Source organism: Microbacterium aurantiacum (genome assembly GCF_002872075.1).
Classification (GTDB): Bacteria; Actinomycetota; Actinomycetes; order Actinomycetales; family Microbacteriaceae; genus Microbacterium; species Microbacterium aurantiacum_A.
Window position 1 is genome coordinate 1 of the sequence record NZ_PGGU01000008.1, and the last position, 24,025, is coordinate 24,025.

General features: G+C 70.4%; 22 protein-coding genes. 8 read left to right on the top strand and 14 right to left on the bottom strand.

The features are described 5' to 3' along the window. Nucleotides 1–129: 129 nt before the first annotated feature. From hpf to mtrA, 5 genes are all read right to left on the bottom strand, one after another. Nucleotides 130–789 (bottom strand): ribosome hibernation-promoting factor, HPF/YfiA family, encoded by a 660-nt coding sequence (gene hpf, locus CUR96_RS08120; protein WP_102192809.1) that lies wholly within the window; start codon nucleotides 787–789, stop codon nucleotides 130–132. A gap of 94 nt (nucleotides 790–883) precedes the next feature. Next, a complete protein-coding gene (locus CUR96_RS08125) occupies nucleotides 884–1,573 on the bottom strand; it encodes a ComF family protein (protein WP_102192810.1) in 690 nt (229 codons plus the stop codon). A 99-nt stretch (nucleotides 1,574–1,672) separates the two neighbouring features. Continuing rightward, nucleotides 1,673–3,403 (bottom strand): LpqB family beta-propeller domain-containing protein, encoded by a 1,731-nt coding sequence (locus CUR96_RS08130; protein WP_102192811.1) that lies wholly within the window; start codon nucleotides 3,401–3,403, stop codon nucleotides 1,673–1,675. Further along, entirely contained in the window at nucleotides 3,393–5,084 is a 1,692-nt protein-coding gene (gene mtrB / locus CUR96_RS08135; RefSeq protein WP_102192812.1) for an MtrAB system histidine kinase MtrB, read from the bottom strand. The genes CUR96_RS08130 and mtrB overlap by 11 nt, the downstream gene beginning before the upstream one ends. A gap of 9 nt (nucleotides 5,085–5,093) precedes the next feature. Continuing rightward, on the bottom strand, nucleotides 5,094–5,783 hold the full coding sequence (gene mtrA, locus CUR96_RS08140; protein ID WP_102192813.1) for an MtrAB system response regulator MtrA: 690 nt from the start codon (nucleotides 5,781–5,783) through the stop codon (nucleotides 5,094–5,096). A 115-nt stretch (nucleotides 5,784–5,898) separates the two neighbouring features. On the opposite strand from mtrA, the gene CUR96_RS08145 reads away from it, so the two are divergent. The 6 genes from CUR96_RS08145 to CUR96_RS08170 all read left to right on the top strand — a co-directional run bounded on the left by CUR96_RS08145 (nucleotide 5,899) and on the right by CUR96_RS08170 (nucleotide 12,202). Then, nucleotides 5,899–7,254, top strand: a complete 1,356-nt coding sequence (locus CUR96_RS08145) for a hypothetical protein (protein ID WP_102192814.1) — start codon at nucleotides 5,899–5,901, stop codon at nucleotides 7,252–7,254. Further along, entirely contained in the window at nucleotides 7,251–7,892 is a 642-nt protein-coding gene (locus CUR96_RS08150) for a DUF4129 domain-containing protein (RefSeq protein ID WP_146008136.1), read from the top strand. The genes CUR96_RS08145 and CUR96_RS08150 overlap by 4 nt, the downstream gene beginning before the upstream one ends. Beyond that, the gene (locus tag CUR96_RS08155) at nucleotides 7,889–9,076 is read left to right on the top strand and encodes a DUF4350 domain-containing protein (RefSeq protein ID WP_102192816.1); all 1,188 of its coding nucleotides are present in this window, start codon (nucleotides 7,889–7,891) and stop codon (nucleotides 9,074–9,076) included. The genes CUR96_RS08150 and CUR96_RS08155 overlap by 4 nt, the downstream gene beginning before the upstream one ends. Before the next feature lie 98 nt (nucleotides 9,077–9,174). Further along, on the top strand, nucleotides 9,175–10,098 hold the full coding sequence (locus CUR96_RS08160; RefSeq protein ID WP_245861144.1) for an AAA family ATPase: 924 nt from the start codon (nucleotides 9,175–9,177) through the stop codon (nucleotides 10,096–10,098). Continuing rightward, on the top strand, nucleotides 10,099–11,406 hold the full coding sequence (locus CUR96_RS08165) for a DUF58 domain-containing protein (RefSeq protein ID WP_102192817.1): 1,308 nt from the start codon (nucleotides 10,099–10,101) through the stop codon (nucleotides 11,404–11,406). Nucleotides 11,407–11,425: 19 nt separating this feature from the next. Next, nucleotides 11,426–12,202: an aquaporin gene (locus tag CUR96_RS08170; RefSeq protein ID WP_102192818.1), complete on the top strand. Its 777-nt coding sequence runs from the start codon at nucleotides 11,426–11,428 to the stop codon at nucleotides 12,200–12,202. Between the two features lie 3 nt (nucleotides 12,203–12,205). Here CUR96_RS08170 and CUR96_RS08175 read toward each other — a convergent pair whose 3' ends face one another. Continuing rightward, on the bottom strand, nucleotides 12,206–13,198 hold the full coding sequence (locus tag CUR96_RS08175; protein ID WP_102192819.1) for a stage II sporulation protein M: 993 nt from the start codon (nucleotides 13,196–13,198) through the stop codon (nucleotides 12,206–12,208). A 16-nt stretch (nucleotides 13,199–13,214) separates the two neighbouring features. On the opposite strand from CUR96_RS08175, the gene CUR96_RS08180 reads away from it, so the two are divergent. Continuing rightward, nucleotides 13,215–14,024 (top strand): RDD family protein, encoded by an 810-nt coding sequence (locus CUR96_RS08180; protein ID WP_102192820.1) that lies wholly within the window; start codon nucleotides 13,215–13,217, stop codon nucleotides 14,022–14,024. A gap of 18 nt (nucleotides 14,025–14,042) precedes the next feature. Here CUR96_RS08180 and CUR96_RS08185 read toward each other — a convergent pair whose 3' ends face one another. From CUR96_RS08185 to CUR96_RS08200, 4 genes are all read right to left on the bottom strand, one after another. After that, a complete protein-coding gene (locus tag CUR96_RS08185; protein ID WP_102192821.1) occupies nucleotides 14,043–15,257 on the bottom strand; it encodes an ABC transporter permease in 1,215 nt (404 codons plus the stop codon). Further along, nucleotides 15,254–15,994 (bottom strand): ABC transporter ATP-binding protein, encoded by a 741-nt coding sequence (locus CUR96_RS08190; RefSeq protein WP_102192822.1) that lies wholly within the window; start codon nucleotides 15,992–15,994, stop codon nucleotides 15,254–15,256. Before CUR96_RS08190 ends, CUR96_RS08185 begins: the two co-directional genes overlap by 4 nt. Then, on the bottom strand, nucleotides 15,991–16,950 hold the full coding sequence (locus tag CUR96_RS08195) for an efflux RND transporter periplasmic adaptor subunit (RefSeq protein WP_245861139.1): 960 nt from the start codon (nucleotides 16,948–16,950) through the stop codon (nucleotides 15,991–15,993). Before CUR96_RS08195 ends, CUR96_RS08190 begins: the two co-directional genes overlap by 4 nt. Nucleotides 16,951–17,039: 89 nt before the next feature. Next, a complete protein-coding gene (locus CUR96_RS08200) occupies nucleotides 17,040–17,246 on the bottom strand; it encodes a DUF3499 family protein (RefSeq protein ID WP_102192823.1) in 207 nt (68 codons plus the stop codon). A 78-nt stretch (nucleotides 17,247–17,324) separates the two neighbouring features. Here CUR96_RS08200 and CUR96_RS08205 point away from each other — a divergent pair, with 78 nt between their 5' ends. Continuing rightward, nucleotides 17,325–17,753, top strand: a complete 429-nt coding sequence (locus CUR96_RS08205) for a hypothetical protein (protein WP_245861140.1) — start codon at nucleotides 17,325–17,327, stop codon at nucleotides 17,751–17,753. Between the two features lie 52 nt (nucleotides 17,754–17,805). On the opposite strand, the gene CUR96_RS08210 is transcribed toward CUR96_RS08205, so the two are convergent. The 4 genes from CUR96_RS08210 to manA all read right to left on the bottom strand — a co-directional run bounded on the left by CUR96_RS08210 (nucleotide 17,806) and on the right by manA (nucleotide 23,986). After that, nucleotides 17,806–19,191 carry a DUF5719 family protein gene (locus CUR96_RS08210; RefSeq protein WP_102192824.1) on the bottom strand — a complete coding sequence of 462 codons (1,386 nt, stop codon included), beginning with the start codon at nucleotides 19,189–19,191 and terminating at the stop codon, nucleotides 17,806–17,808. Beyond that, nucleotides 19,188–22,259 carry a glycosyltransferase gene (locus CUR96_RS08215; RefSeq protein ID WP_102192825.1) on the bottom strand — a complete coding sequence of 1,024 codons (3,072 nt, stop codon included), beginning with the start codon at nucleotides 22,257–22,259 and terminating at the stop codon, nucleotides 19,188–19,190. The genes CUR96_RS08210 and CUR96_RS08215 overlap by 4 nt, the downstream gene beginning before the upstream one ends. A 100-nt stretch (nucleotides 22,260–22,359) precedes the next feature. Then, on the bottom strand, nucleotides 22,360–22,680 hold the full coding sequence (locus CUR96_RS08220; RefSeq protein ID WP_102192850.1) for a WhiB family transcriptional regulator: 321 nt from the start codon (nucleotides 22,678–22,680) through the stop codon (nucleotides 22,360–22,362). Nucleotides 22,681–22,858: 178 nt separating this feature from the next. Further along, nucleotides 22,859–23,986: a mannose-6-phosphate isomerase, class I gene (manA, locus tag CUR96_RS08225; RefSeq protein WP_102192826.1), complete on the bottom strand. Its 1,128-nt coding sequence runs from the start codon at nucleotides 23,984–23,986 to the stop codon at nucleotides 22,859–22,861. Nucleotides 23,987–24,025: the final 39 nt, after the last annotated feature.

Here is a 24,025-nt window from a genome sequence, read left to right on the forward strand (position 1 = left end):
GTCATCGGCAGCCTCCTCGACGGAATCTTCGACTGACGTCGGAATCGATCGACGAGCCGGTCCACGCGCGGGCTGGCGACGACAGAGCGGCCCGGTCCCCTCAGGGACCGGGCCGCTCCGCATCTCAGCTCAGGACGCCAGAGCCTCCGCAGGCGGCGCCTGCGTGCTCAGCGCGATGACACCGTAGTCCCAGCCCTTGCGGCGGTACACGACACTCGGGTGATCGGTGGCGGCGTCGACGAACAGGAAGAAGTCGTGCCCGACGAGCTCCATCCGGTCGACGGCCTCTTCGACGGTCATCCATTCGGCATCGAAGCTCTTGGTGCGGATGACGACGGGCGAGTACGCCTCTTCCTCCTCCACGTTCTGCACCGGCACCGCGCCGGTCGCGACGGCACGCAGCACCTCGACGGAGGCGGGCTGCACGTCGATTCCCTCCAGGGCTCCACTGCCCTTCTCGAAATGCGCTCCACGAGGATGCTGACGTCCGTCGACCCTCTTCTCCTTCGCGCGTCGCAGCTGCGTCGACAGCTTGTCGATGGCGAAATCGAGTGCGACGAACTTGTCGCCGTCGGTTGCCTCGGCTCGCACCACCGGACCCTTGCCGACGAGCGTGAGTTCCACGGTCTCATCGGGCACGTGGCCATTCCGGTAGACGCGATGCGTGACCTTCACATCCAGGCGCAACGCTCGCGACGCGAGCGGCTCGACCCGGGCGATCTTCTCTTCGACAACGGTGCGGAAGCGGTCGGTGATACCCACTCCGACGCCAACGATGCTCATTTCCATTGCTGTCTCCTTGTCCCGGTCCTCCCGGCCAAGGGCGGACCGTGGTCGCCTTGTGGTCCCTAACCGTAGTCCGCTCATCGCGGGAAGTCACGACTCATTTTCTCCGTGTCTCCGGTGCGTTGCCGATGAGTCTCCGGTGAAGCGGCGTGGCGGCGAGCGCGACCGCTGCGACCACGCGGAAGCCGGCGGATCCGAGCACCCGTGCCGCCTCGTCGAAGGTCGCGCCGGTCGTCACGACGTCGTCCACCAGGACGACCTCGGTACCGTCTCCGCGCGCTCGGACGCGCATGCTTCCGCGCACGTTGTCGGCGCGCTCCTGCGCTCCCAGTCCGCGCTGATCTGCCGTAGGACGGGCCGGCAGCAGCAGCCGCCGCGGGGCGACGCCAGCACGACGCATCAGGAGGTCAGGGACGCGGTAGCCACGACGTCGGAACGCTGAACGACTCGTCGGGACCGGCACCGCGAACGCCTCCGGTGTCAGCGCTGCCCTCAGGACGCCGGCGAGCGCGTCGCCCAGGGGACGAGCGAGGAGAGTCTCGCCATCTCCCTTGAGCCGACGGATGCAGCGCGCGGCGACAGCGTCATAGGTGAGCGCCGCGCGGACGCGCAGTCCGCCAGGGGTGGTGAAGTCGCTCGGAGTCGGCGACAACTGCGCGCGGCAGCGTTCGCAGAGCAGCTCACCTGGCGTGTCGCAGCCCGCACAGCAGGCTGCGAGGATCAGCGCGGCGAGTTCGGTGCCGATGGCCCGCAACTGGGCCGACGGCGAGCGGGTCGACGAGAGCATCCGTCGATCCTGCGGCCACCGAGACCTCGCCCGCGCACCGAATCGCACGACTGGCGGAGAACTCGCCATGATCGGGACATGTGCAGATCGAGAGCGGGTTCACTGCCCTGCGCGCGTCGCGAGCACCGAGACACCGGAGGTCGACTCGCGCCACGCGGAGCCGCTGCGCGCGAACAGCGCGCTGCCCGCACCGAGCACTCGCACGCCGGCCGGGGTCCTGGAGCCTGCGATGGAGACCGCATCGGACGGAGCGGCCTCGCTCGTGGACGGCCCGGCCACCCGCTGCCAGACCATCGTCGGGTCGTCGGGGCCGGTGAGGATGCCGAGCCGGTCCGTGCCGAGCCACACCAGGCCGGTCGCCGCCCCGTTCAGCGTGCCGAGGACCTCGACCTCATCTCCGAGTGCGGTGGGGGCACCGGTCGCATCTCGGAGCACGGCAGCGATCACGACGCGGCGCTGGCCGCCGACGTTGAGCACCGCGGCCACCCTGGCGCCGTCGGCCGCGACCCGCAGCTGGGTGATGCTCGACCCCTCGGGCCAGGCCTTGGCGACGGGGAACGCCGTCACCCCCGCACCCCAGGCGATGAGGCCGCGCGGATCGCCGGAGGGCACCGTCCAGGTGTAGCCGTAGGGATCGATGGATGGCTCCACGAGGCCTGTCCCCCCAGGCAACTCGTCCATCTGCCCGTCGCCGACACGGTATACGCGCCCGTCGGCCAGCTGCACAGCCGCGAAGGAATCGTCGGCGGCGACATCGATGGCAGCTATCGGCTGCGTGATGCCCAGGATGTCCTCGCTCACCCCGGGGATCGGCGTGATCTCATCGCCGACGATCGTGCCGAACGCTCCATCGGCGAGCACGAGGGAGCCGGACTGCGCCGACGGCTGCTCCACCTCGACGACGCCCGCCTCGAGCGCGCGTCCGTCGACGCTGAACTGCACCTGGTTCACTCGCACGCCGGCGTCGGCGAGGCTGCGCTCCAGCTGCGTGCGCATGCGCGCGAGCGTCGTCTGATCGAGATTCTGCGCGGCACTGTTGAGAGCGACGTCGGCGACCAGGTCGGTCCCGATGGGGACCGCGCCCAGGGCGAGGCGCACATCGGAGGGGAAGGCGCTCTGCACTGCCGGTTCCAGCCAGGCGCTCGGCGCACCGCCGATCAATGCCTGGACGATCGTGGTGGCAGGCGCGGGGCGGCGGGGAAACCACCGCACGTCGGGGACCAGGCGCTCCCAGGTCTGGTCGAAGTAGCTCAGCGCGTAGCCGGTGAACACCACCACGAACCGTCTCTGGTCGATCACGATCCCGTCCGGCGCCTCGGAGATGCGCCACTCGCCGTCTTCGCTGCGCACCACCTGGAACGAGAGGTTGCCCGGCCCCGGCGCGTCGGAGTATGTTCCGTACTCGTCGACGCTGGCGACCAGGTCGGTCTGCACGTGCACGTCGGCGTCGGTGGCCTCTTCGGCCTCGTCGCCGTCCTGGACGGAGGAGCTGATCGTGCGTGCCGAGGCATCGGCGTCGATGGCGACGGCCTCTGCTGGCCGCCACGATGCAGCGAATTCGGGGGTGAGGAACTTCCGGGCGGTCTGCCATCCCTCTTCGGGGGTGATCGCCGCCTCCATGAAGCCTTCGACGATCTCCGCGGGACCTGCTCCGGCCAGCGGCCCCGATGCGAGCGGAAGGAAGTCCGGCTCGTCGCGCACCTGTCCCAGTTCCAGGCCGACCGTCACATCACCACTGGTGGGCAGGCCGGCGCACGCCGAGAGCAGAGCCGCGGCGGCCACGACGGCGATCCCGCGCAGCATGCGACGGATTGCAGGCTCAGCGGTCATCTCGGCCCCCGGTCTCGTCGAACAGCTCCCGGTGCAGGTCCGTGACCTCGATCGGCTGCGTCGCGCTGCCCACCTCGATCAGCATCTCCTGCGGCTCCAGCGGCACCGGAGACACCCCCTCCAGCGCGCCCGCCCGCCGGGGCAGCGTCAGCACGAAGTTCGTGCCCACCGCCAGCTCGGACCAGACGGCGAGAGTCCCTCCGTGCAGCGTGGCATCGCCGAGCGCGATCGACAGTCCGAGACCGGTGCCGCCGATCGTGCGCTGCCGCGAGGGGTCCGCCCGCCAGAAGCGGTCGAACACCCGCTCGGCATCGGCCGGCTTCATACCCAACCCGAAATCGCGCACTCCCGCGGCCACGGCGTGCTGATTGCTGTCGACCGTGACCACGATGGGCTTGCCCTCGCCGTGCTCGATCGCGTTCCCGATGAGGTTGCGCAGCACCCGGCGCACGCGCCGCGGATCCATGTCGACCGGTGAGTAACCACCCGGCGCCACCAGGCGCAACTCGCTGCCGTGGCCCTCGGCGAGGGGCGTCATCTGCTCGATGATGTCCTCGGCGAGATGGGCGAGGCTGGTGGCCTCGAGTTCGAGCTGCACGGAACCTGCGTCGTAGCGGCTGATCTCCAGCAGGTCCGACAGCAGCGTCTCGAAGCGCTGCACCTGAGTGTGCAGCAGCTCGGTGGTGCGCGCAGTGGTCGGGTCGAAGTCGTCTCGCTGGTCGTTCAGCATGTCGGCGGCGAGCCGGATCGTCGTGAGCGGGGTGCGCAGCTCGTGCGAGACGTCCGAGACGAAGCGCTGCTGCACGAGCGACAGCTCACCGAGTTCCTTGATCTGCGCCTCGATGCTGTCGGCCATTGCATTGAAGGAGCGGCCCAGGGTTGCGAGTTCGTCCTCGCCGCGCACCTGCAGGCGCACGCCGAGGTCGCCGGATGCGAGCCGGGCGCTGGTCTCCGCCGCTTCCACGATCGGGGTCGACACCGTGCGCAGCACGATCCAGGAGATCGCGGCGAGGATCGCGACCAGTCCGATCCCGGCGATCCACAGCGTGCGCTGCACGAAACTGAGCGTCTGATCGGCGTCGCTGAGGTCGTAGGCGATGTAGAGCGCGAACGATCCCGCTTCGGGCACGACCAGCTGCTGACCGACGATGATGCCCGGCACCTCTCGCCCGCTCTCGGTCGGGAGGGCGACCGACTGCCACCACTGTCTGTCATCGAACTTGGCGACGAGCGTGCTGAGCGCCGGGCTCAGATGGTTCGCGCTGAGTCCGGCCGTGAAGCCGTTGAGGCGGATGCCGGTCGGCCCTTCATCGATCTTGATGGCCGCGAGCATGTCCGACGAGGAGTTGCGTCCGAGGTCTTCCTGGATCCGGTCCCACAGGTCGCTGAGCGCGGCAGGGTCCTCACCGACCTCTGCGACATCGAGGGTACTCTGCGCCTGATCGACAGCGCGCTGGGCATCCTCCAGCGCCTGATCCCTGCGCGAATCGAACAGGTCGCTCTGGATGACGAGGGCCATGGTGACGCAGGTGACGAAGATCGCGAGCGAGGTCAGCAGCAGCGTGACGGAGAGCGTGCGGAAACGCAGCGATCGCCGCCAGAGGGCGGCCAGCGCATCGGGCCAGCCTCGCCAGTCGCGCAGGACCGCGACCGCCGTGGTGGTCGTGCCCGTCCCCGCCATCACCCGCTCCTAGCCGGCGCCGGTGACGCTGCCGGCTCGGTAGCCGACGCCGCGCACCGTCATCACGATCTTCGGGTTGTCCGGGTCGAGTTCGACCTTCGCGCGCAACCGCTGCACGTGAACGTTGACCAGCCGGGTGTCCGCCTTGTAGTGGTATCCCCAGACCTGCTCGAGAAGCATCTCGCGGGAGAACACCTGCTGGGGCTTCGACGCGAGCGCCACCAGGAGCTGGAACTCCAACGGTGTGAGAGCGATCGGCGCGGTGCCGCGGCGCACCTCATGCGCGTCGACGTCGACAGTGAGGTCTCCGACCCGCAGCTGTTCGCCGGCCGTCTGCGTCACGGGCCGCAGTCGCGTGCGAATGCGTGCGACGAGCTCCTTCGGGTTGAACGGCTTCACCATGTAGTCGTCGGCGCCGACCTCCAGACCGCGGACGACGTCCGCGGTGTCGGTGCGCGCGGTGAGCATGATGATCGGGATGCCGGACTCGGCGCGGATCCGGGTGCAGATCTCGATCCCGTCCATGCCGGGCAGCATGAGATCGAGCAGGACCAGGTCCGGGCGCTGGGCGCGCCATTCCTCGACGGCCCGCGCACCGTCTGCGCAGAACACCGGTTCGAAGCCTTCGGTGCGCAGCACGATGCCGATCATCTCGGCGAGCGCGGTGTCGTCGTCGACCACAAGAATGCGTGAGGTCATAACTGTTACCTTATGACACTCGCTCCCTCCTGCTCCGCGACCCGGCGTCCATGTCCTGCACGCGCGTCGCTGTTAAGGATGTGACACGATGGGAACGCATGACGGAGGGAGTGCTGTGAGCGGCCAGACGTGGACCCCTGCCCCGAAGAAGGGCATCGTCCCCCTGCACCCTCTGACCTTCGGCATGCTGCTGGGCAGAGCGTTCTCCGCTCTGCGCCACAACCCCAAGGTGCTCTTCGGCTTCGCCGTGGTGATCCAGCTCATCGCCACGCTGGCGATGGCGGGTGTGATGGGCGTGGTGCTCTTCACCACGTTCTCCCGACTCGAGACGGTGTCGCCGTCCTCGCCGGACTTCGAGGCCGTCTTCGCCGGAACGATTCTCGCGAACATCCTCGCCGGTCTCGGTGTCGGCGTGGCCTCGGTCGCGTTCACCGCACTGATGCAGGGCGTCGTCGCCGCCGAAGTCGGTTACGCGGCGGTCGGGGTGAAGGCCTCGCTCGGCGCGCTCTGGCGGAAGATGGCTCCGGCTTTCTGGCGACTCGCCGGTTTCGCCTCGCTCTCGGTGCTCTTCGTCTTCGGCCTCGTCGCGATCGTGGTCGGCGTCATCGCCGCCTTCGTAGCCGGCGGTCTCGGCTCGAGCGCGGAGCTCATCGGGCTCACCGTGATCATCGTGCTCCTCATCCTCGCCGCCAGCATCCCGCTGATGATCTGGCTGTCGACGAAGCTGCTCCTGGTCCCGGCGATCCTCGTGCTGGAACGAGCGCGTTTCCGCGAAGCGCTGGTGCGGTCCTGGCGTCTGACGAGAGGACGCTTCTGGGTCGCGTTCGGCGTGACTGCCCTGATCAGCGTCATCATGGGCCTCGCGATGCAGGTCGTGAGCATTCCCGTGTCGCTGCTCAGCACCCTGTTCGGTTCGGTCATCGCCCCGACCGGTTCGCCGGATACGGGTGCGATCTTCGGATTCGTCTTCGCGCTGCTCGCGCCGCAGATCCTGCTTCTCGTGCTGCAGGCGATCACCCTGGTCGTGCAGAGCACCGGATCCGCGCTCGTCTACCTGGACTGCCGCATGAGATACGAAGGCCTCGACCAGGCGCTCATCTCCCATGTCGAGAAACGTGATCTCGGCTGGAGCGAGGAGCAGCTGGGTGATCCCTATGAGGTCGACCCCGCCCGTGCGGTGAGCAGCGCGCCGCCCCCCAGGCAGACACCCGAGTACGCGACGGCGCCCGTGGCCTACGGATATCCGCCGCAGCAGTATGCCGCGGCGCCGTACCCGCCCCAGGCGTATCCCGCTCCCGCGTACCCCGGCTCGCCGCCCACTCCTCCGTATGCCGCCGCCCCGGCTCCGCAGCCAACGTCCTCGGTCCCGCAGCAGGGATTCGCCCCGCCTCCGCCGGCGCACCATCCCCCCATGGTCGCCAGTCCGCCGACCGACAGCCCGTGGGCCGCCCCGGGTTCCGATCCGGCATGATCCGGCGGCTCGACGAACTCTTCATCCCGGACGGCGACGACGCGAGGCGCTGGGCCGAGGAGGAGCTCTCCGATCCCCGGTACGCCGATGCGAGACCCAACTGGTTCGATCTCGTGGCGCGCGACATCGGCCGTTTCCTCGCCGACCTGTTCACGTCGGAGACCGGTGCCGATGTGGGTCCGGCGGCCCTGATCGTCGTCACGGTCGTGATCGTCGCCGCCCTCATCGCCGCCCTCATCATCTGGGGTCGGCCTCGTGATGCGCGGGCCGTCCGTCGTGCCCGCAGCGATCTCCTCGGCGAGCGCGACGACCGCAGCGCCGCCCAGCTGCGAGCCGAGGCCGAGCGCAGTGCCCGCGCCGGGGACTGGGACACCGCGACCATCCTCCGCTTCCGCGCTCTGGCGCGAGGACTGCTCGAAAGGGACCTCATCGACCCGGCGCCCGGCGCCACCGCGCAGGCGATCGCCCGCCAGGCGGCCACGGTGTTCCCGGCCGAGGGCGGACCGGTGCGGACTGCGGCGACCGCATTCGATGATGTCCGATACATGCAGCATCCGTCCGACGCCGAACGCTACCGCGAGCTGGCCGCAACCGACGACCGGCTCAGCACGCTGCGCCCGGAGGCGGTGCCCGCATGACTCTCGTCGACGATGACACCGCCGTGCCGTCCACCGCGGTGCGCACCCGCGGGCGGCTGCGCCGCGTCGCGGGGTGGGCGCTCGTCGTGCTCCTCGTGATCGTGGTGGCGCTGGTGGCGCTGAGGGTGTCGGCGACGGCCCCGAACGCCCACGGAGGTCTGGACCCGGAGGGCCGCAATGACAGCGGCACCCTCGCCCTGGCCGAGATCCTGCGGGAACGGGGAGTCGAGGTCTCCGTGTTCCGGAGCAGGGCCGAGGCACGGGCGGCCGTCGACGACGACACCACGCTCGTGATGTCCAACCCCTACACGCTCTCCGACGAGGCGACACTCGAGCTGATCGAGCCGGCGGACCGCGTCGTGTTCCTCTCCACGGGTACGCATCTGCTGCGGCTGCTCGAGATCGGCGAGACCTCATCGGGGAGTGCAGGGCCGACCGAGTCCGACTGCTCCGTCACCGAGTTCGCCGATGTCGGGAGCATCCGGCCCGACCGCCTCTTCGAGCCTGCCGACGGCGTCGAGGGCTGCTTCGGCGATGCTGCGGGCTCCGCCGTGCTGATCGACGACCGAGCTGACCGCCGGATCGCCGCCGTCGAGGGCACGAAGCTGTTCAGCAACGCCTACCTCGCCGAGAACGGCAACGCGGCGCTCGCCTTCGCACTTCTCGGCCAGACCGAACGCGTCGTCTGGTACGTGCCCTCTTTCGCGGACTCCGACCTGGAGGGCGACGCCCCCGAGACCCTGGGCACCCTCACACCGGGATGGGTGACACCGGCGATCCTCCTGCTGATGATCGCCGGGCTTGCGGCCGCCATCTGGCGGGGCCAGCGCTTCGGCCCCCTGGTCGCCGAGACCCTCCCGGTGACGGTGCGCGCCTCCGAGACCATGCACGGCAGGGCACGTCTCACCGCAAAGGCCGCCGATGCGCCGCACGCGGCTGAGGCGCTCCGCGAGGGGTCGATGCGTCGCCTCGCCCGCCGCCTGGGACTCACGGCGCGCGCCGGCGTCGATGAGGTCGCGGATGCCGCCGCCGACCGGCTCCGCATCCCGCGCGGATCACTGCAGGAGCTGCTCGGCGGCCCGCTGCCCACCGACGACCACGGGCTGATCGACCTCGCCCGCCGCCTCAGCGACCTGGAGGCCTCGGTCGAGCAGAGTTCGCACGCGGCCAGGAGATCCGAATGACCGCAGCAGATCCGACGTACCCACACCCCGACGGAAGCCGAGGACACCCCGTGACCACCGAGAACCTCACCACCGACGATGCCGCGCTGCGTCAGGCCATGCACCGAGTACGCACCGAGGTCGACAAGGCCGTCGTCGGACAGGCCGGCACCGTCACCGGCCTGCTCGTCTCCCTCCTGGCTCGAGGACATGTGCTCCTCGAGGGCGTTCCCGGAGTCGCGAAGACGCTCGTCGTGCGGTCCTTCGCCCGCGCGCTGGGACTGGACACCAAGCGCGTGCAGTTCACACCGGACCTGATGCCGGGCGACGTCACCGGATCTCTCGTGTACGACGCGCGCACCGGTGAGTTCGACTTCCGGGCAGGGCCGGTGTTCACGCACATCCTGCTCGCCGACGAGATCAACCGCACACCGCCGAAGACGCAGGCGGCGCTGCTGGAGGCGATGGAGGAGCGCCAGGTCTCGGCCGACGGTGTCAGCCGCCCCCTGCCCGATCCCTTCCTGGTCGCGGCGACGCAGAACCCGATCGAGCACGAGGGCACCTACACGCTGCCCGAGGCGCAGCTCGACCGCTTCCTGATGAAGCTCGTCGTCGGCATGCCGGAGCGCGATGCCGAGGTGATGGTGCTCCGTCGTCATGCGGAGGGCTTCTCGCCGCGTGAACTCACCGGCGTCGAGGCGGTCGTCAGCGCCGACGAGATCCGTGCGGCCCAGCAGGCCGCGGGGCGCGTCGAGGTCACCGATGACGTGCTCGGCTATGTGGTCGATCTCGCGAGGGCGACGCGTCAGTCCCCCTCGGTCGAGCTGGGGGCGAGCCCACGTGCCTCGACCGGGCTGCTCGCTGCGGCGAAGGCGTGGGCGTGGCTCAACGCCTCGAGCGCAGTCACCCCCGACCACGTCCAGACCATGCTGGTCCCCGTGTGGCGTCATCGCCTGTCTCTGCGTCCCGACGCGCAGATGGAGGGCGTGTCGGCGGATGCCGTGCTCACCTCCGTCGTCCAGCAGACCAGGGTGCCGATCTAGGTGTTCGTCACCGGCCGCCTCGCCATCGCCCTCGCCGTGGGTGTGGTGCCGCTCGTCGCCTTCGGGATGGCGGGCTACCCTCCATACGCGTTGCTGGGCGCGTGGGTGGGGCTGTGCGCGCTCCTGGTCGGCCTCGATGTCGTGCTGGCCGCCAGTGCGCACACCGTCGCGGTGAGCCGGCGCGTGCCGACGCGATCACGTCTCGGCGAGCCCGTGCCGGTGAGCGTCGCCGTGCACAACCAGGGCTCCCGCACGCTGCATGCGCTGATCAGGGACGCCTGGCAGCCGACCGCCGGTGCGAGGCCGGACCGCTCGCGCCTCACCGTCCCGCCTGGCGAACGTCGGCGCATCGCCATCCCGCTGCTCCCCCGCCGGCGCGGTGAACTGGTCAGCGAGTTCGTGATGATCCGGTCCCGCGGTCCTCTCGGACTCGCCGGACGTCAGGCACGCCACCGGGTGCGCGGCGCGATCCGCGTCCTCCCCGCCTTCTCCTCCCGCAAGCATCTGCCTTCGCGGCTGGCCCGATTGCGCGAACTCGACGGCAACACGAGCATCCAGGTCCGTGGCCAGGGCACGGAATTCGACTCCTTGCGCGAGTACGTCCGCGGGGACGACGTCCGGTCGATCGACTGGCGGGCGACGGCGCGCGCCGGAACGACGATGCTGCGCACCTGGCGCCCCGAGCGCGACAGGCACGTCGTCATCATCATCGACACCGGCCGCACGGCAGCGGCCCGCGTCGGCGACGGGACGAGGGTCGACGCCTCTCTCGAGGCCGCTCTCCTGCTCGCCGCGCTCGCCTCTCGGGCCGGAGACCACGTGCATCTGCTCCTCTACGACCGAGTGGTGCGTGGCCGCGTGACCGGTGTGGACGGCGCGGGCCTGCTCCCCGCGATGACGGATGCGATGGCGCCGGTGCACGCGCGACTGGTCGACACCGACTGGCACGGCGCCTTCGCCGCCGTGCGCACGCTCACGACCCGGCCCTCGCTCATCGTGGTCCTCACCGCCCAGGATGCGGCCGAGTCGGCGCGTGGCTTCCTCGGCGCGTTCCCGGACGCATCGCGGGCCACCACCGTGCTCGTCGGATCCGTGACCGACGACGATGTCGCATCGCTCGCACAGCAGCGCGGATCGCGCGAGGAGATCTACCTCGCCGCAGCCGCCGAACGCACGCTCCGAGATGCGGAGAACGTCGCCGACGCCATCCGGCGCGCGGGCGGAGAGGCGATCGCTGCCGATCCCGAAGACCTGCCGCCACGGATCGCGGACCGCTATCTCGAACTGAAGGCCGCAGGCCGGTTGTGAACCCGAGGAGAAGAAGAACATGAGCGAGACCAGCACGGAGACCCCCTCCACGTCAGCCCGGCTCACCGCAGAGGCGTTCGGCACGTTCCTCCTCGTCCTCGGCCTGATCAGCACAGCGCTGTTCGCTGCCGGGTTCGGCGAGGGAACGGATGCTCACAACAAGGGAGTGGGCTTCGTGGGCGTCGCCCTCGCCGCCGGCCTCACCGTCATCGCCGGCGCGTACGCGTTCGGCCCGATCTCCGGTGGGCATTTCAACCCCGCGGTGACCGTCGGCGTCGCCGCGGCCGGCCGCATGCCGTGGCGCGAGGTCCCCGGCTACGTGATCGCACAGGTCATCGGCGGCCTCGTCGCGACGACCCTCATCTTCCTGGTCGGCCTGTTCGGGCCGGAGGGATGGCTGGAGGCGCAGCGCAACGCCGGCTTCGCGAGCAACGGCTTCGACGCGGCGTCCCCCGGCGGCTTCGGCATCGGCGCCGCCATCGTCGTGGAAGTGCTGTTCACCGCCCTGTTCCTCATCGTGATCCTCGGCGTGACGCATCCCACGCGCGGCACCGCCTTCGGCGGACTCGTCATCGGCCTCACCCTCGCATTGATCCACCTGGCGATCATCCCGATCGACAACGCCTCGGTGAACCCGGCCCGCTCGATCGCGACCGCCGTCTACGGCAACACCGACGCTCTCGCCCAGCTGTGGGTGTTCCTGGTCTTCCCCGTCATCGGCGCCCTGATCGCCGGCTTCGCGTACAAGGGACTGTTCGACGGCGCGGCCGTCGAACAGGTCGAGCGTTCCGCCTGACCGTCAGCCGGCGACGAGGCGCGGTGTTCCGGCTTCGTACTCGACGAGGTCGCCCGTCTCGCCGCGTCGGTGCGCGCGGCCTCCGACGACGAGCATGTAGATGAGGAAGACGGCGAGCGCCGCGGCGCCGATCCCGATCTTGACCGGCCACGGCAGCGCCCATCCGGTGACGAACCCCTCCACGAGCCCGGCGAGGAACAGCGCGAAGATCAGCCCGATCGCGACGGTCGCCAGCGCGCGCCCCTCCTCGGCGAGAGCCTCGCCGCGAGTGCGGTGCCCCGGCGCGACCCAGGCCCAGAAGACGTGCAGACCGGCGGCCGCGGCGACGAAGATGCAGGTCAGTTCCAGCATGCCGTGCGGCAGGATGTACAGCACCATCACGTCGACGCGGTCGTGAACGGCCATCACGGCACCAGCGACGCCCAGACCCATGCCGTTCTGGACGATCATGTACACCGGCCAGAGACCGGTGACGCCGAAGAGCACGCACTGCGCGGCGATCCAGGCATTGTTCGTCCACACCATGCCTGCGAACACCGCTGCGGGGTTCTCCGTGTAGTACCCGGTGAAGCTCTCGTCGGCGTACTGCTGGAGCAGATCAGGGGGCCCGAGCGTGGCGACGAGCTCGGGATCGCTCGCGATCCACGCCGCGGTCCCGACGGCGATCGCCACGAAGGCGAGCGCGATCGCGAGAGTCGTCCAGCGGAGCCGGTACAGCGCCGCGGGAAGCTGCTGGCTGAAGAACCGGGCGATCTGAGTGAGGACGTTGTCGGATGCTCCGGTCAGCCGTAGCCGCGCGCGGACGAGGATCGTGGAGAGGTACGCGCCCTGCGGTGATTCGCCCACCGAGGTCTTCAGCTCCGCGAGGTCGGCCGACGCTGCGCGGTACCGCACGATGAGCTCGTCGACGCCTGCGCCGTCCAGGCGGGCGCGACTGAGTTGTTCCAGCCGCTCCCATTCGGCGCGGCGTGCATCACTGAGCGCATCGGCATCCACCTGATTTACTGTACTCATGTCCGCCTCGATCGATGCCTCAGACGAAGTCCTCTCCGGTGAGGCCGTCGCGATCGATGTGCAGCCGGTCGGCTTCCTCCTGCGTGCAGTGGGCGCCATCATCGACATGCTGCTGGGCTTCCTGCTGTTCATCCTGTGGATCTTCGTGCGGATCTGGCTCTTCGACATCGGGATCCTCGATGAGGCGACCGACCGGATCGCGATGGTCGTCGCCCTCGTGGTCAGCTTCGTCGTGGTCCCGATCGCGATGGAGGTAGCGCTCAAGGGACGCAGCCTCGGCAAGCTCGCCGTCGGCGGCCGGATCGTGCGTGTCGACGGCGGCGCGGCCGGCTTCCGCCACGCGTTCATCCGCGCACTGCTGGGGGCGCTCGAGATCTACATGACGCTCGGCGGCATCGCCGTGCTCGCCGGCGCCTTCAACGCGCGATCGCAGCGCCTGGGCGACATGGTCGCCGGGACGTACAGCCAGCGGGTCAGGACGCCGAAGCTCGTTCCGCATGCACCGGTGCTTCCGCCCTCCCTCGCCGGCTGGGCGCAGGTCGCCGACGTCGCGCGACTCCCCGACCGGCTCGCCCGGCGCATCTCGCAGTTCCTGCAGACGGCGCCTCGGCTGGCGCCGGGAGCCCGGGTTCGCGTGGCGCAGGAACTGCTCTCCGAGGCGGCGCCCTTCGTCTCGCCGATGCCTCCGGTCTCGGCCGAGGAGGTGCTCGTGGGCATCACGGTGCTCCGCCGCGAGCGCGAGCGGCGAGCCCTGCAGAACGCGGACCGGCGCGCCGAGAAGCTGACCGGGCGTCGGATCGGCGTCTGAGGTCCCCGCCCCACGCGCTCAGAAGCGGATCGCGTCGATCACCTTCACCCGGAGCGCGACGAGTGCGGGAATGAAGCCGGCGATGGCGCCGACGGCGACCGAGGCGATGAGGCCGATGATCGCGGCGCGCATCGGGAACGGCGGAACGTCCTGCATCCCGGGGAACATCTGCGGCACCACGAGGTCGCTGCGCAGCACGGCGACCACGATCGCGATGCCGATGATCCCGGCCACCGTCGTCGCGACGAGGCTCTCCAGCAGAACGGAGGAGAACACCCGCCCAGACGTCGCGCCGAACGCGCGACGCACTCCGATCTCGCGCACCCGCTGCCGCATGGCGACGAGCTGGATGTTGATCAGACTCAGCGCGCCCAGCGCCAGGATGACGACGGCGATGCCGCCGGTCACCAGTTCGAAGGTCGCCATCGCGAGCTCCGCACCGGGCTGGGCCGCCCAATCGGTGCGGTTGACCGAGATCCCCTGCCCGTCCGGCAGCCCGGCCCGCAGATCCATCGCGAGCACCGGGCCGATCTCGGAGGCCTGCTCCTGGCCCACCCACACCTCGTAGACGGGTATCGCCCCCTCGGGCAGGCCGTCCACCCGGGTCAGGTACGACTCGTACAGGACGTCGACACGCGGCTCTTCGTCCCACACGCCCTGCCGCGGAGTGACTCCGACGACCTGGTACGCGCCTCCCGCGTCGCCGAGGACCCTGATCGTCGGATGCTGCGCCAGCGGTACCCTCCCGAGCCTGTCCCACAGGGGTTCGCTGATGATCACCGGCGGCGCGAGCGCCTCGACGTCGCCGTCGCGGAACCCCCGCCCCTCGAGGAGCTGCTCCCGGTGGATCTGCGCGAAGTCGGGGTCGACCAGCCGCGCCGGCACCTGCGTTACCCCTTCGGAGAGCTGCACCGGCAGCGTCAGCCCCTGTATGTTCCTGGACGTGTGGCTGAAGCCGAAGCGCTCGCCGACCCGCTCGAAGCGCTCGTCGAACGCCTCGATGTCGACGGGCGTGCCGTCCTCGGCGAAGGGCGAGATCGCGATGGTCGCCGCACGCCCGCCCCAGCGGTCGGACTGCTCCGCCTGGAACTGCTTCTGGTACTCGGAGAATGCGATGACGGCGGTGAGCGCGGCGACCGACACCGCGATGCCGATCAGGCTGAGCAGCACCCGCAGCTTGTGCACGCGGATCTCCGCCCAGGCGTCGGCGAGCGCCCCGAGGAACCCGCTCATGCTGCGCCCCCCGGCACGGACGCCGACAGCGTCGACGCCTCGAAGGCTCGGCTGAGATCGACCGGCGCGAGATGCCCCGCATCGAGTCGGTAGTGGCGGCGGGCGCGGGCGGCGACATGAAGATCGTGGGTGATGGTCACCAGCGCGGCGTCGGTCTCTGTCGCCACCTCGTCGAGAAGCGCCATCACCGAGGCGCCGGTGTCGATGTCGAGGGCTCCCGTCGGCTCATCGGCGAGGATCAGCACCGGGCGGCGCACCAGCGCACGGGCGATCGCGACGCGCTGCTGCTCGCCGCCGGAGAGCCGGTCGGCGATCTGGCCGATGCGATGGCCCAGACCGACACGCTCGAGCATGTCGGCCGCGATCGCGCGGCGGTTCCAGAACAGCCGCCCCTTGGCGTGCCCGAGAGGCATCATCACGTTGTCCAGTGCCGTGCGTCCTGGCAGCAGGTTGAACTGCTGGAAGACGAAGCCGACGTTGTCGCCGCGCAGTCGATCCAGTCGCCCCGAGCGCATCCTGCCGACCTCGCGACCCTCGAAGGCCACCGAACCCGTGGTCGGGGCGTCGAGCATTCCGAGGATGTTGAGCAGGGTGGACTTTCCGGATCCGGAACGGCCCACGATCGACACGTGATCGCCGGCGCCGACTTCGAGGCTGATGCCTCGAAGGATCTCCAGCCAGGAGTCATCGGCGAGCCGGACGCTCTTGGTGATGTCGTCCAGCGCGACGAGCGTCACCAGCTAGTTCCGCTCTCGCACTGCTCCACTCCGGGTGAGACCTCGTAGCAGACCTCCTCCACCGGTGCGATGAAGCCGGGGACGAACTGCCGGATGCTGTCGCCCTCGGCGAGTCCTTCCACCACCTCGACCACCGTGCCGTCGTTCACGCCGAGCGTCACCGCCCGCTCCTCCGGTTCGGCGCCGTCCCCGGCGTCCACCCAGACCTTGCCCGTGCCGGCGCCGCCCGTGACCGCCGTGACCGGGATCACGAGAGCGTCATCGACCTGTCCGAGGGCAAGATCGAGGGTCGCCGGGAGACCGGCGAAAACGACCTGATCGGCGGGGATCGCACAGCGCACGCTCGCCGTGCCCTCAGCGGTCACCTGCACGCGCACTCCCGTGCACGTGAACGGCGCAGGTCCGCCGGTGATGGTGACGGACGCCTCGGCCGGCGCGTTCACGAGGCGGTACAGCTGCACGGGCTCGACAGTGGCGAGCAGGTGGTAACGGGCCGGGGTGAGGGTGTAGATCTCGGAGCCCACGCTCGTGACCTGTCCCTTCACCAGGGCCAGATCGGTGACCTCGCCGGCCTCCGGCGCGAGGATGTCGATGTCCTTCCTCGGGTCGTCCTGCTTCACGGTGAACAGCACCTGTCCCGCGGCGACCGCCGCGCCTTCGCCGATGTGCACGGCGGTGACCGTCCCGTTGATCTCGCCACGCACGGAGTACTCCTCGTCACGCGCGACATTGCCCGACAGGGAGAGGGCGTTGACCACCGATCCCCGCTCGACGGCGATCACCGGATCGGTGACTCCGGCCTCGGGGCTCACCGACGCCTCCGTCCGGTCGGGGAAGAACGCGATCTTGACGAGGGCTGCTGCACTGGCCCCCAGCACGAGGACGAGCAGAATGGGGAGGATCCACCGACGCCAGACGATCACGGCTGCCTTTCCGAAGGCGCCGCTCTGGCGCATCCGACTTCAACCTAACGCGGGGCGACGGAGAACCGGATCAGGGGTGACCCTGATCTTCGATAAGGAGTCTCGTCTGTCCGTGGGGCGTCTCAGGCGCGGAGCGCCTCGTGCCGGACGATGAGCCAGCCGGACGGCACGGAGACCCGATCAGCGTGCGGCGAGCAGAGGTCGTGCGCGTGCGGGTGATTCGCCGCGCCGAGCGGGCCGAGTGCGGCCATCTTGTCGCCGTATTCGTAGGTGATCGTCGCCACGGCTTCACGCGCGCAGCCGACCTTCGAGCAGAGTCGTCCGTCCATCTCCGCCAGCGTACGGGCCGACCACGGCGACGTCCGGATGCCGCGCCGCCGCGCAGGCGGAACGCCTAGACTTTCGTCATGCAACGTCGACGCACAGCCCGCGCATCCGCCGCTCCCCGGCGTGGCGCCCGGCACGGCCGTCACGGGCGAATCGGGCGCAGCGAGGTCGTCCGCCCGCCGCTTGCCCCTCTGGAGGGGCGGATCGACCGGTTCGATCTGACCGTGGGCACCGCAGTGGAGTTCCTGCGCGGGACGTGGCCGGAACTGCAGGAGGTGCGCTTCGAGATCGGCGCGATGCCGACGCACGAGGCCACCGATGAGGTGCCGAGGTGGCATCTGGATCGCGATGCGCGCCGGATCGTGCTGTTCCGCCTGCCCATCGAGCGGCTGCTCCCGCCGGGTCACGACGATGCCGCGCACCGGCGCATGGCGATCGAGAGCGCCGTCTTCAGGGCGGCAGCCGAGTATGTCGGGCGCGAGCCCTGGGATCTCGGACACGACCACTGACGCGTCCGGCCCTCCGGCCGGCTCAGCGCCCCAGCATGTCGGGTATCCGGGGTCAGGGGAAGACCGTGATGCTCTGCTCCGCCCCTGCGGCCGGCCAGACCGGCCAGGCGGCGAGCGCACCGGCAGCCGTCATCGTCACCGCGACGTGCACAGGCCCCGTCGGGCGCACCGTGTAGACCGTGCGCGCCTCGACGGGGAAGGCGATCGAGCCCCCGGCGGGCACGACCACGGTCTGCGGGTCACCGCCGTCCAGCGGCTCGATGGCGACCGTCGAGCCGGCATCCGCATTCCCGGCGATGACCAGCTGCGGGCTCGGTCCGGCCGGGACAGCCACGAGCACCTCACCGTCGATCTCCGGCGCCGGGGTCGCCCAGGCGAAGTCGGCGCCGCGTCCTGGACCGTCCTGCTGGCGCACGGCGGCGAGCACGGGCGCATCCGCGTCGACCTCGACCGTGTACGACCCCTCATCGAGGTCTCCGAGTGAGACCTGAGCCGGCACATCGGCGGTGAGCGGGACGATGAACTCCGATGTGGCGCCGGCGGGCTCACCGACCGGGCGCACGGTGACCTGCGCCTGTGCGTCGGTCTCGGGCGCGAGCAGGCGCAGCACGGCCATCTCCGTGTCGTCGCCGTCGACAGGGAACACCTGCACGCCCGGGATCACCGGATGCTGCTGCGGGCCGGCGACGGCATCCTGCAGGTCGACGCCGGCGGGGTCCAGCGTGCGCGTCAGGGACGACTGCAGCATGGCCCGCACGGGCGAGCCGGTCGTCGTCACGTGGATCACGGGCGTCTGATTCCCCGTGGCGAAGGATGCGAGCGGCATCGCGACCTGAGTCGCCGGAGGCACCACCACGTTGGATGAGCTCCGCTTGTCGCCGAAGACCGAGAGCGTCACTGTCGCTGCGACGTCGCCGGGATTGGTGAGGGTCACGATGTCCTCTGTGCCGGTGGCGACGCTGCCGCCGATCAGCCACGACTCGGTGAGAGCCTCGCGACAGGGGGCGGCGGCAAGGCCCGAGAGGTCAGCCTCGGCGAACGAAACCGACTCGGCGGCGCCGATCAGCGGCGCGCCGCGGTCCTCGACGGCGCTCGTGAGCTTCTGGAGCTCGCCTGCCTGCGCGAGTTCGGGCATCGCCAGAGGTGTGGATGCCGGCGCACCGGCCGAGCCGTCGACGGTGAGCCGCGGGGTCGCTGCCGAGTCCATCTTCAGCGGGTCACTGGGAACGCGACCGATGGCGCGGAAGTCCCCGCTGCACACCAGAACGGTGTCGCCGGGAAGCGGTGTCACCTCGGCTTGCGCCGGAGAGCCGTGCAGAGTCGGCCAGGGAGCGGCGACCGCCAGCGCGACGCCGACGACGCACGCCGCAGCGACGGCTGCTCCGGTGACGACGCGGGCGCTCGTGGTCACGACGCGGAACGCGCGGGTGCCGCTCATCGCACCTCCTCGGTGGTGTTCGATTCCGGTTTCGGCGAGGTCGTATCGGGTACTACCGCCTCGGGATCGGCGGCCAGTGGATCCGGCTCATGGTCGGGGTCCGGCTCGTCGTCGACCGGCTCGGCTCCAGCAGACGGCTCTGAGGGATCGGCTGGTTCGTCGGCCGCTTCGCCGACCGGCTCCTCGACCGCTTCCTCCTCCGGCGGGACGGACTCCGCATCCTCGCCGTGCTTCGGCAGGACCAGCGGCTCTTCGGGGGCGCGCCCGACGATGCGGGACTGCGCACGCGCCGCGCGGCGCGAAGCGCGGGTGGGAATGGCGAGCAGGAGCGCCGCGAACACGACGATCAACTGCAGCGTGATGACGAGCCGGGCGGTGGCGTTCTGTCCGCCGGTGAGGCCAGGGCGCTCGGCGACATCCGACTCCAGCCTCCACAGCACGCCGCGATCCGTCGAGCTCGCCTGCACGAAGCCGGCGCGCTGATCGAGCGAGGTCACGGCCGTGGTACGGAAGGCTCTCGCCCTGTCATCCTCATCACCGGTCTTCTTCGCCAGCAGAACATAGCGGATACCGTGGTCGGCGAGCTCGGCAGGAGCGTCGAAGTCCCGGGCCGAGAGCAGATCGACCGCCAGCGCCGTGATGTCGGCGCCCTGGATCTCGGTCGCCGTGGAGAGGATCGTGGTCTGCGCGCCGAGCGTCTCGCTCGCGCCCCAGGCGACCTCGACGGCGAGCCCGCCGTCGTTCTGCGGCGTCAGCACGAGCGTCCCGATCTCCTGATCGCCAGCCGCCTGAGCCGCGACGTACGCCGGCAGTGTGGACGCGGGTCCGTCGGTGAGAACGGTGCGTCCGCCATGTTGCGCGGTCAGCGCCGGAACAGCGCAGACCAGCAGGGCGAGGCCGACGACCGATGTGGTGAGCACGCGCAGACGCGGCATCGTGACAGCGGTGTCGAGGGTGACCAGCGCGGCGCCGACGACGCCGATCCACCCGATGCTCAGACCGGTCCCCGGCCAGATCGGCACCGGGGTCCCCTGCACGAAGCTCACCTGCACGCCGACGGCGAGGAAGGCGGTGGCGATCCCGGTCATGGCGATCACGACGAGCGTGATGCCTGCTCGCCAGCGCGGAGAGACCGCGGCGGCGAGCGCGAGCAGCGCGAGCGGTGCACACAGCACCGGCGCCCATGCGGCGATCGACTCCGGCAGGCGCAGATCCGCGGCGAAAGGCAGCCACCCGGCGAGGTCCATCGACGGGAATCCGGCGGCGAGCGCGAGTCGGCCGGCGGCGTCGGCCGAGGCGTGCGGTCCGTTCCAGATCAGCCCGGGGTCGCCGAGGAGAGCCCAGAGGCTGCCGTGCTGCAGCTGCCAGATGACGAGCGGAGCGAACAGCGCGACGGCGGGCACCGGCAGCCAGAGCAGACGCAGGGCACCTCGGATACGAGCGGTGCTGAGGACGAAACCGAGGGCGATCATCCAGAGCACGATCAGCGCCGGCGCCAGCGACGGTGCGCACGCCAGCACGGCCGCGAACAGCACGGATGCGGCCCCAGCGGCACCCCAGGAGCGATGGGCGACCACCGCCGCGTGGAACAGCCAGGGCAGCAGCAGATGGACGAGCACCGCGGTGGGACGACCCTCGGTGAGCGCGGTGAGGAACGTGGGCGCGAGCGCCCACGCGACGCCGGCGAAGATACGGAGCCCCGGCCGGTCGGTGACCCGCGTGGCCGCGAACCACCCGCCGAGCACCGCCAGCGGGAGCGCGAGCACCCACAGCAGCACCAGCGAGAACGACGGAGCGCCCGGCCAGAGAGAGCCGAGAACGGCCAGCACGCCCGCGAACGGGTCGGCCGGCCCGACGACGTCGACGCCGAGCCCGCGCAGGCCCCATGACGCGTCACGCCAGAGAGCGTCGATCGTCTGACGCAGTGGAAGAAGCGCCCCACCGCCGAGCACCGGCGACGCCAGCAGAGTCGTGAAGGCACCGATGCTCACGGCGAGGGTGATGAGCACGGCCCACGCGCCGCCCCCGGAGAAGAAATGCAGCTCACCGGCCGCGGAGTTCTCGTTGCCGTGGCCGTCGTCCAGCCGACGCCGCAGTTGCGCCCCGGTCACCCTCAGCGGGGCGATCGTCGCCCAGGACGAGGTGCGGAACGAGCGGATGCGGTGCCGTGAACGCGTCACGGCCCCGAACCGGACCATGGCGGTGAGCGCGGCACCCCACTCCGGGAACACCGCCTCGGGGCGCTTGCCCACCAGATGCGTGATCGAACGCCAGAGCGCGAGCGGGAGCAGCGCGAGCCAGTGCAGAGGCAGTGCTGGCGCGGGTGCGTATGCGAGACGACGATGGAGCTGCGCGAGCCTCGTGACGAAAGCTCGGCGTGACCGGCCTCGCGGGAGTGCAGCCGGCCCGTCGGGTTGCACCGAGATACGGGCGTTCGGCGCGAGGACCACACGGCCGCCGCCGAGGCGCGCCCGGACGCCGAGATCGAGTCCTTCGTCGGCGCCGGCCAAAGCCGTGTCCGGGCGGAGGGCGTCTCGCACCTCGGAGCGGATGAGAAGCCCGCGGATGTCAGCGCCGAGCGCATCGTCCCCGCGGTCGTGCTGGCCCTGGTCGAGCTCGCCGGCCGCGAGTTCGACGGATCGCCCCAGCGCGGTCATGCTCACGCCGAGGGAGACGATCTCGCGTTCGTTGTCGGTGTGCACCAGCTTGGGAGCGACGATCGCCGCCGACGGCGAGCGCTCCAGTGTGCCGGTCAGGCGCTCAAGCGCCAGCGCATGCGGCGCCGTGTCGTGAGCGAGGAGCCACACCGCGCTGCCAGCGGCGACGCGCGGACGGGCGAGTTCGACGGCCTCGGCGAACGAGGTGGTCCCCCGCGCCTCGATGATCCCCTCGACGGCGCGGGCGACCGTCTCGCTGTCACGGGCGGATGCGGCATCGCCGCAGACGACCAGGGTGATCGCATCGGGCGGAGTGCTCTGCGAGCGCAGGGCATCCAGCGTTCGGAGGAGTTGCGCTCGGGCTGTGGGGCCGGGGCGCGCGACGATGATGGCATGAACTCGGGCTGGCATGGCGAGGTCAGCCTATGCGTCCGCCGCCGCTGTGAAGAGCAGTGGATGCGGCGCGCCCGCGAAGCCGAGACGCGTGCTCCCCGCGATGACTGCGAATGCGTCAGCTGGCGCGGCGCTTGAGCTTGCGGCGCTCGCGCTCGGACAGCCCGCCCCAGATGCCGAAGCGCTCGTCGTTGTTCAGGGCGTACTCGAGGCATTCGCCGCGGACGTCGCAGGTGGTGCAGATCCGCTTCGCGTCGCGAGTGGATCCGCCCTTCTCCGGGAAGAAGGCCTCCGGATCGGTCTGCGAGCAGAGCGCGTCGGTCTGCCAGGCGAGAGCGTTGTCGTCATCGGCGGCGTCGGTCCGGCGAACCCCCGGTACTCCGAGGTTGATCGGATCGACAAACCAGTTCTCCGGTACGTCGGAACGGTATCCCGTCATCTCGATCTCCAACCCTGTTTCCGCCCCCCGGCGGGCCGTGCAATACCTAATTACACCCGTGTCATTCGCATCGGTCAAGTCGCGGATCGTAAAGCCTCAAGCGCCTCTTGAAGGTTCTTGAGCTTTCATCGGCGTGTCGCGGGGCCCTTCGGCACGCACAGCGACCCCGAAGCGCGGGTCATCGGCCGGGAGTGGCGATGAACGCCTCGCCGGTGCCGGAGATCTCGAGCGAGCGCTCGTCGGCCGAGGCGAACACCACGGCGCCGATGGCGACCGGGTGCTGCACCGCATCCGCACCGCTGACGGCGATGTCGCCGGCGGTGCTGAGCACCATGGCCGGACCGGTCACCTCGATGACGATCGGCTCGCCCGCCACCGTCACCCGGCGCAGCGCGAAGTCCTGAACGGGAACCGGGTACGAGGTGATCGCGCCGTCCGCCGCCGGGCGGATCACCGGAACCGGCTCGGTCGTCGTGTCCAGGACCGAGAGGAGTTCGGGGACGTCGATGTGCTTGGGTGTGAGACCGCCGCGGAGCACGTTGTCGCTCGCCGCCATGATCTCCACGCCGAGGCCCGCGAGGTAGGCGTGCAACAGCCCCGCACGGAGGAAGAGGCCTTCGCCGCGCCGCAGGACGACGTGATTCATCAGCAGGGCGACGATCACCCCCGGGTCGCCCGGAAAGACTTCCGCGACGCCGACGACAGCCCGCAACACGGCGGCCCACTCCCCCGGGCGGGCATCGGCTGCGCTGCGCACCGCGTCGATGATCTCGACGATCTCCTCCTGTTCCGCCTCGGAGAGGATCCAGCCGATGGTGCCGCGCAGCACGTCTCCGCTCCCGTCGAGCCGATCACGCAGTGCGAGGACAGCCGGCGCGTCGCCGAGCGCATCCAGCATCCGCCGGGTCTCGGTCACGGGGCGCAGTCCGCTGAGCGCCTCGAACGTGTCGCTGAGCGCCACGATGAGCTCGGGCTTGTGGTTGTCGTCGCGGTAGTTGCGACGCCGGTCGTCCGGCGCGAGGGCCGCCTCGCGCGCCCATCCGTCCCGAGCCTGCTCGATCGTGGGATGCACCTGGATCGACAGCGGGCCGCCAGCCGCGAGGAGCTTCAGGAGGTACGGAAGCGTGCCCTCCGTTGTCGCGTCCAGAGTGCCGCCGCCGTCCACGTCGGATGGATCGCCGGGGTGATCGCCGAACCAGACCTCCGCCTCCGGCGCACGGGACGGCTCACGGCCCTCGAAGCCGGCCAGCAGTGTCGTCGACCCCCAGGAGTAGTCACGCGGAACGTTGGTGAGACTCAGCAGCATGCCACCAGCGTAGAGCCACCGTCCGCATCGCCCGGCGCG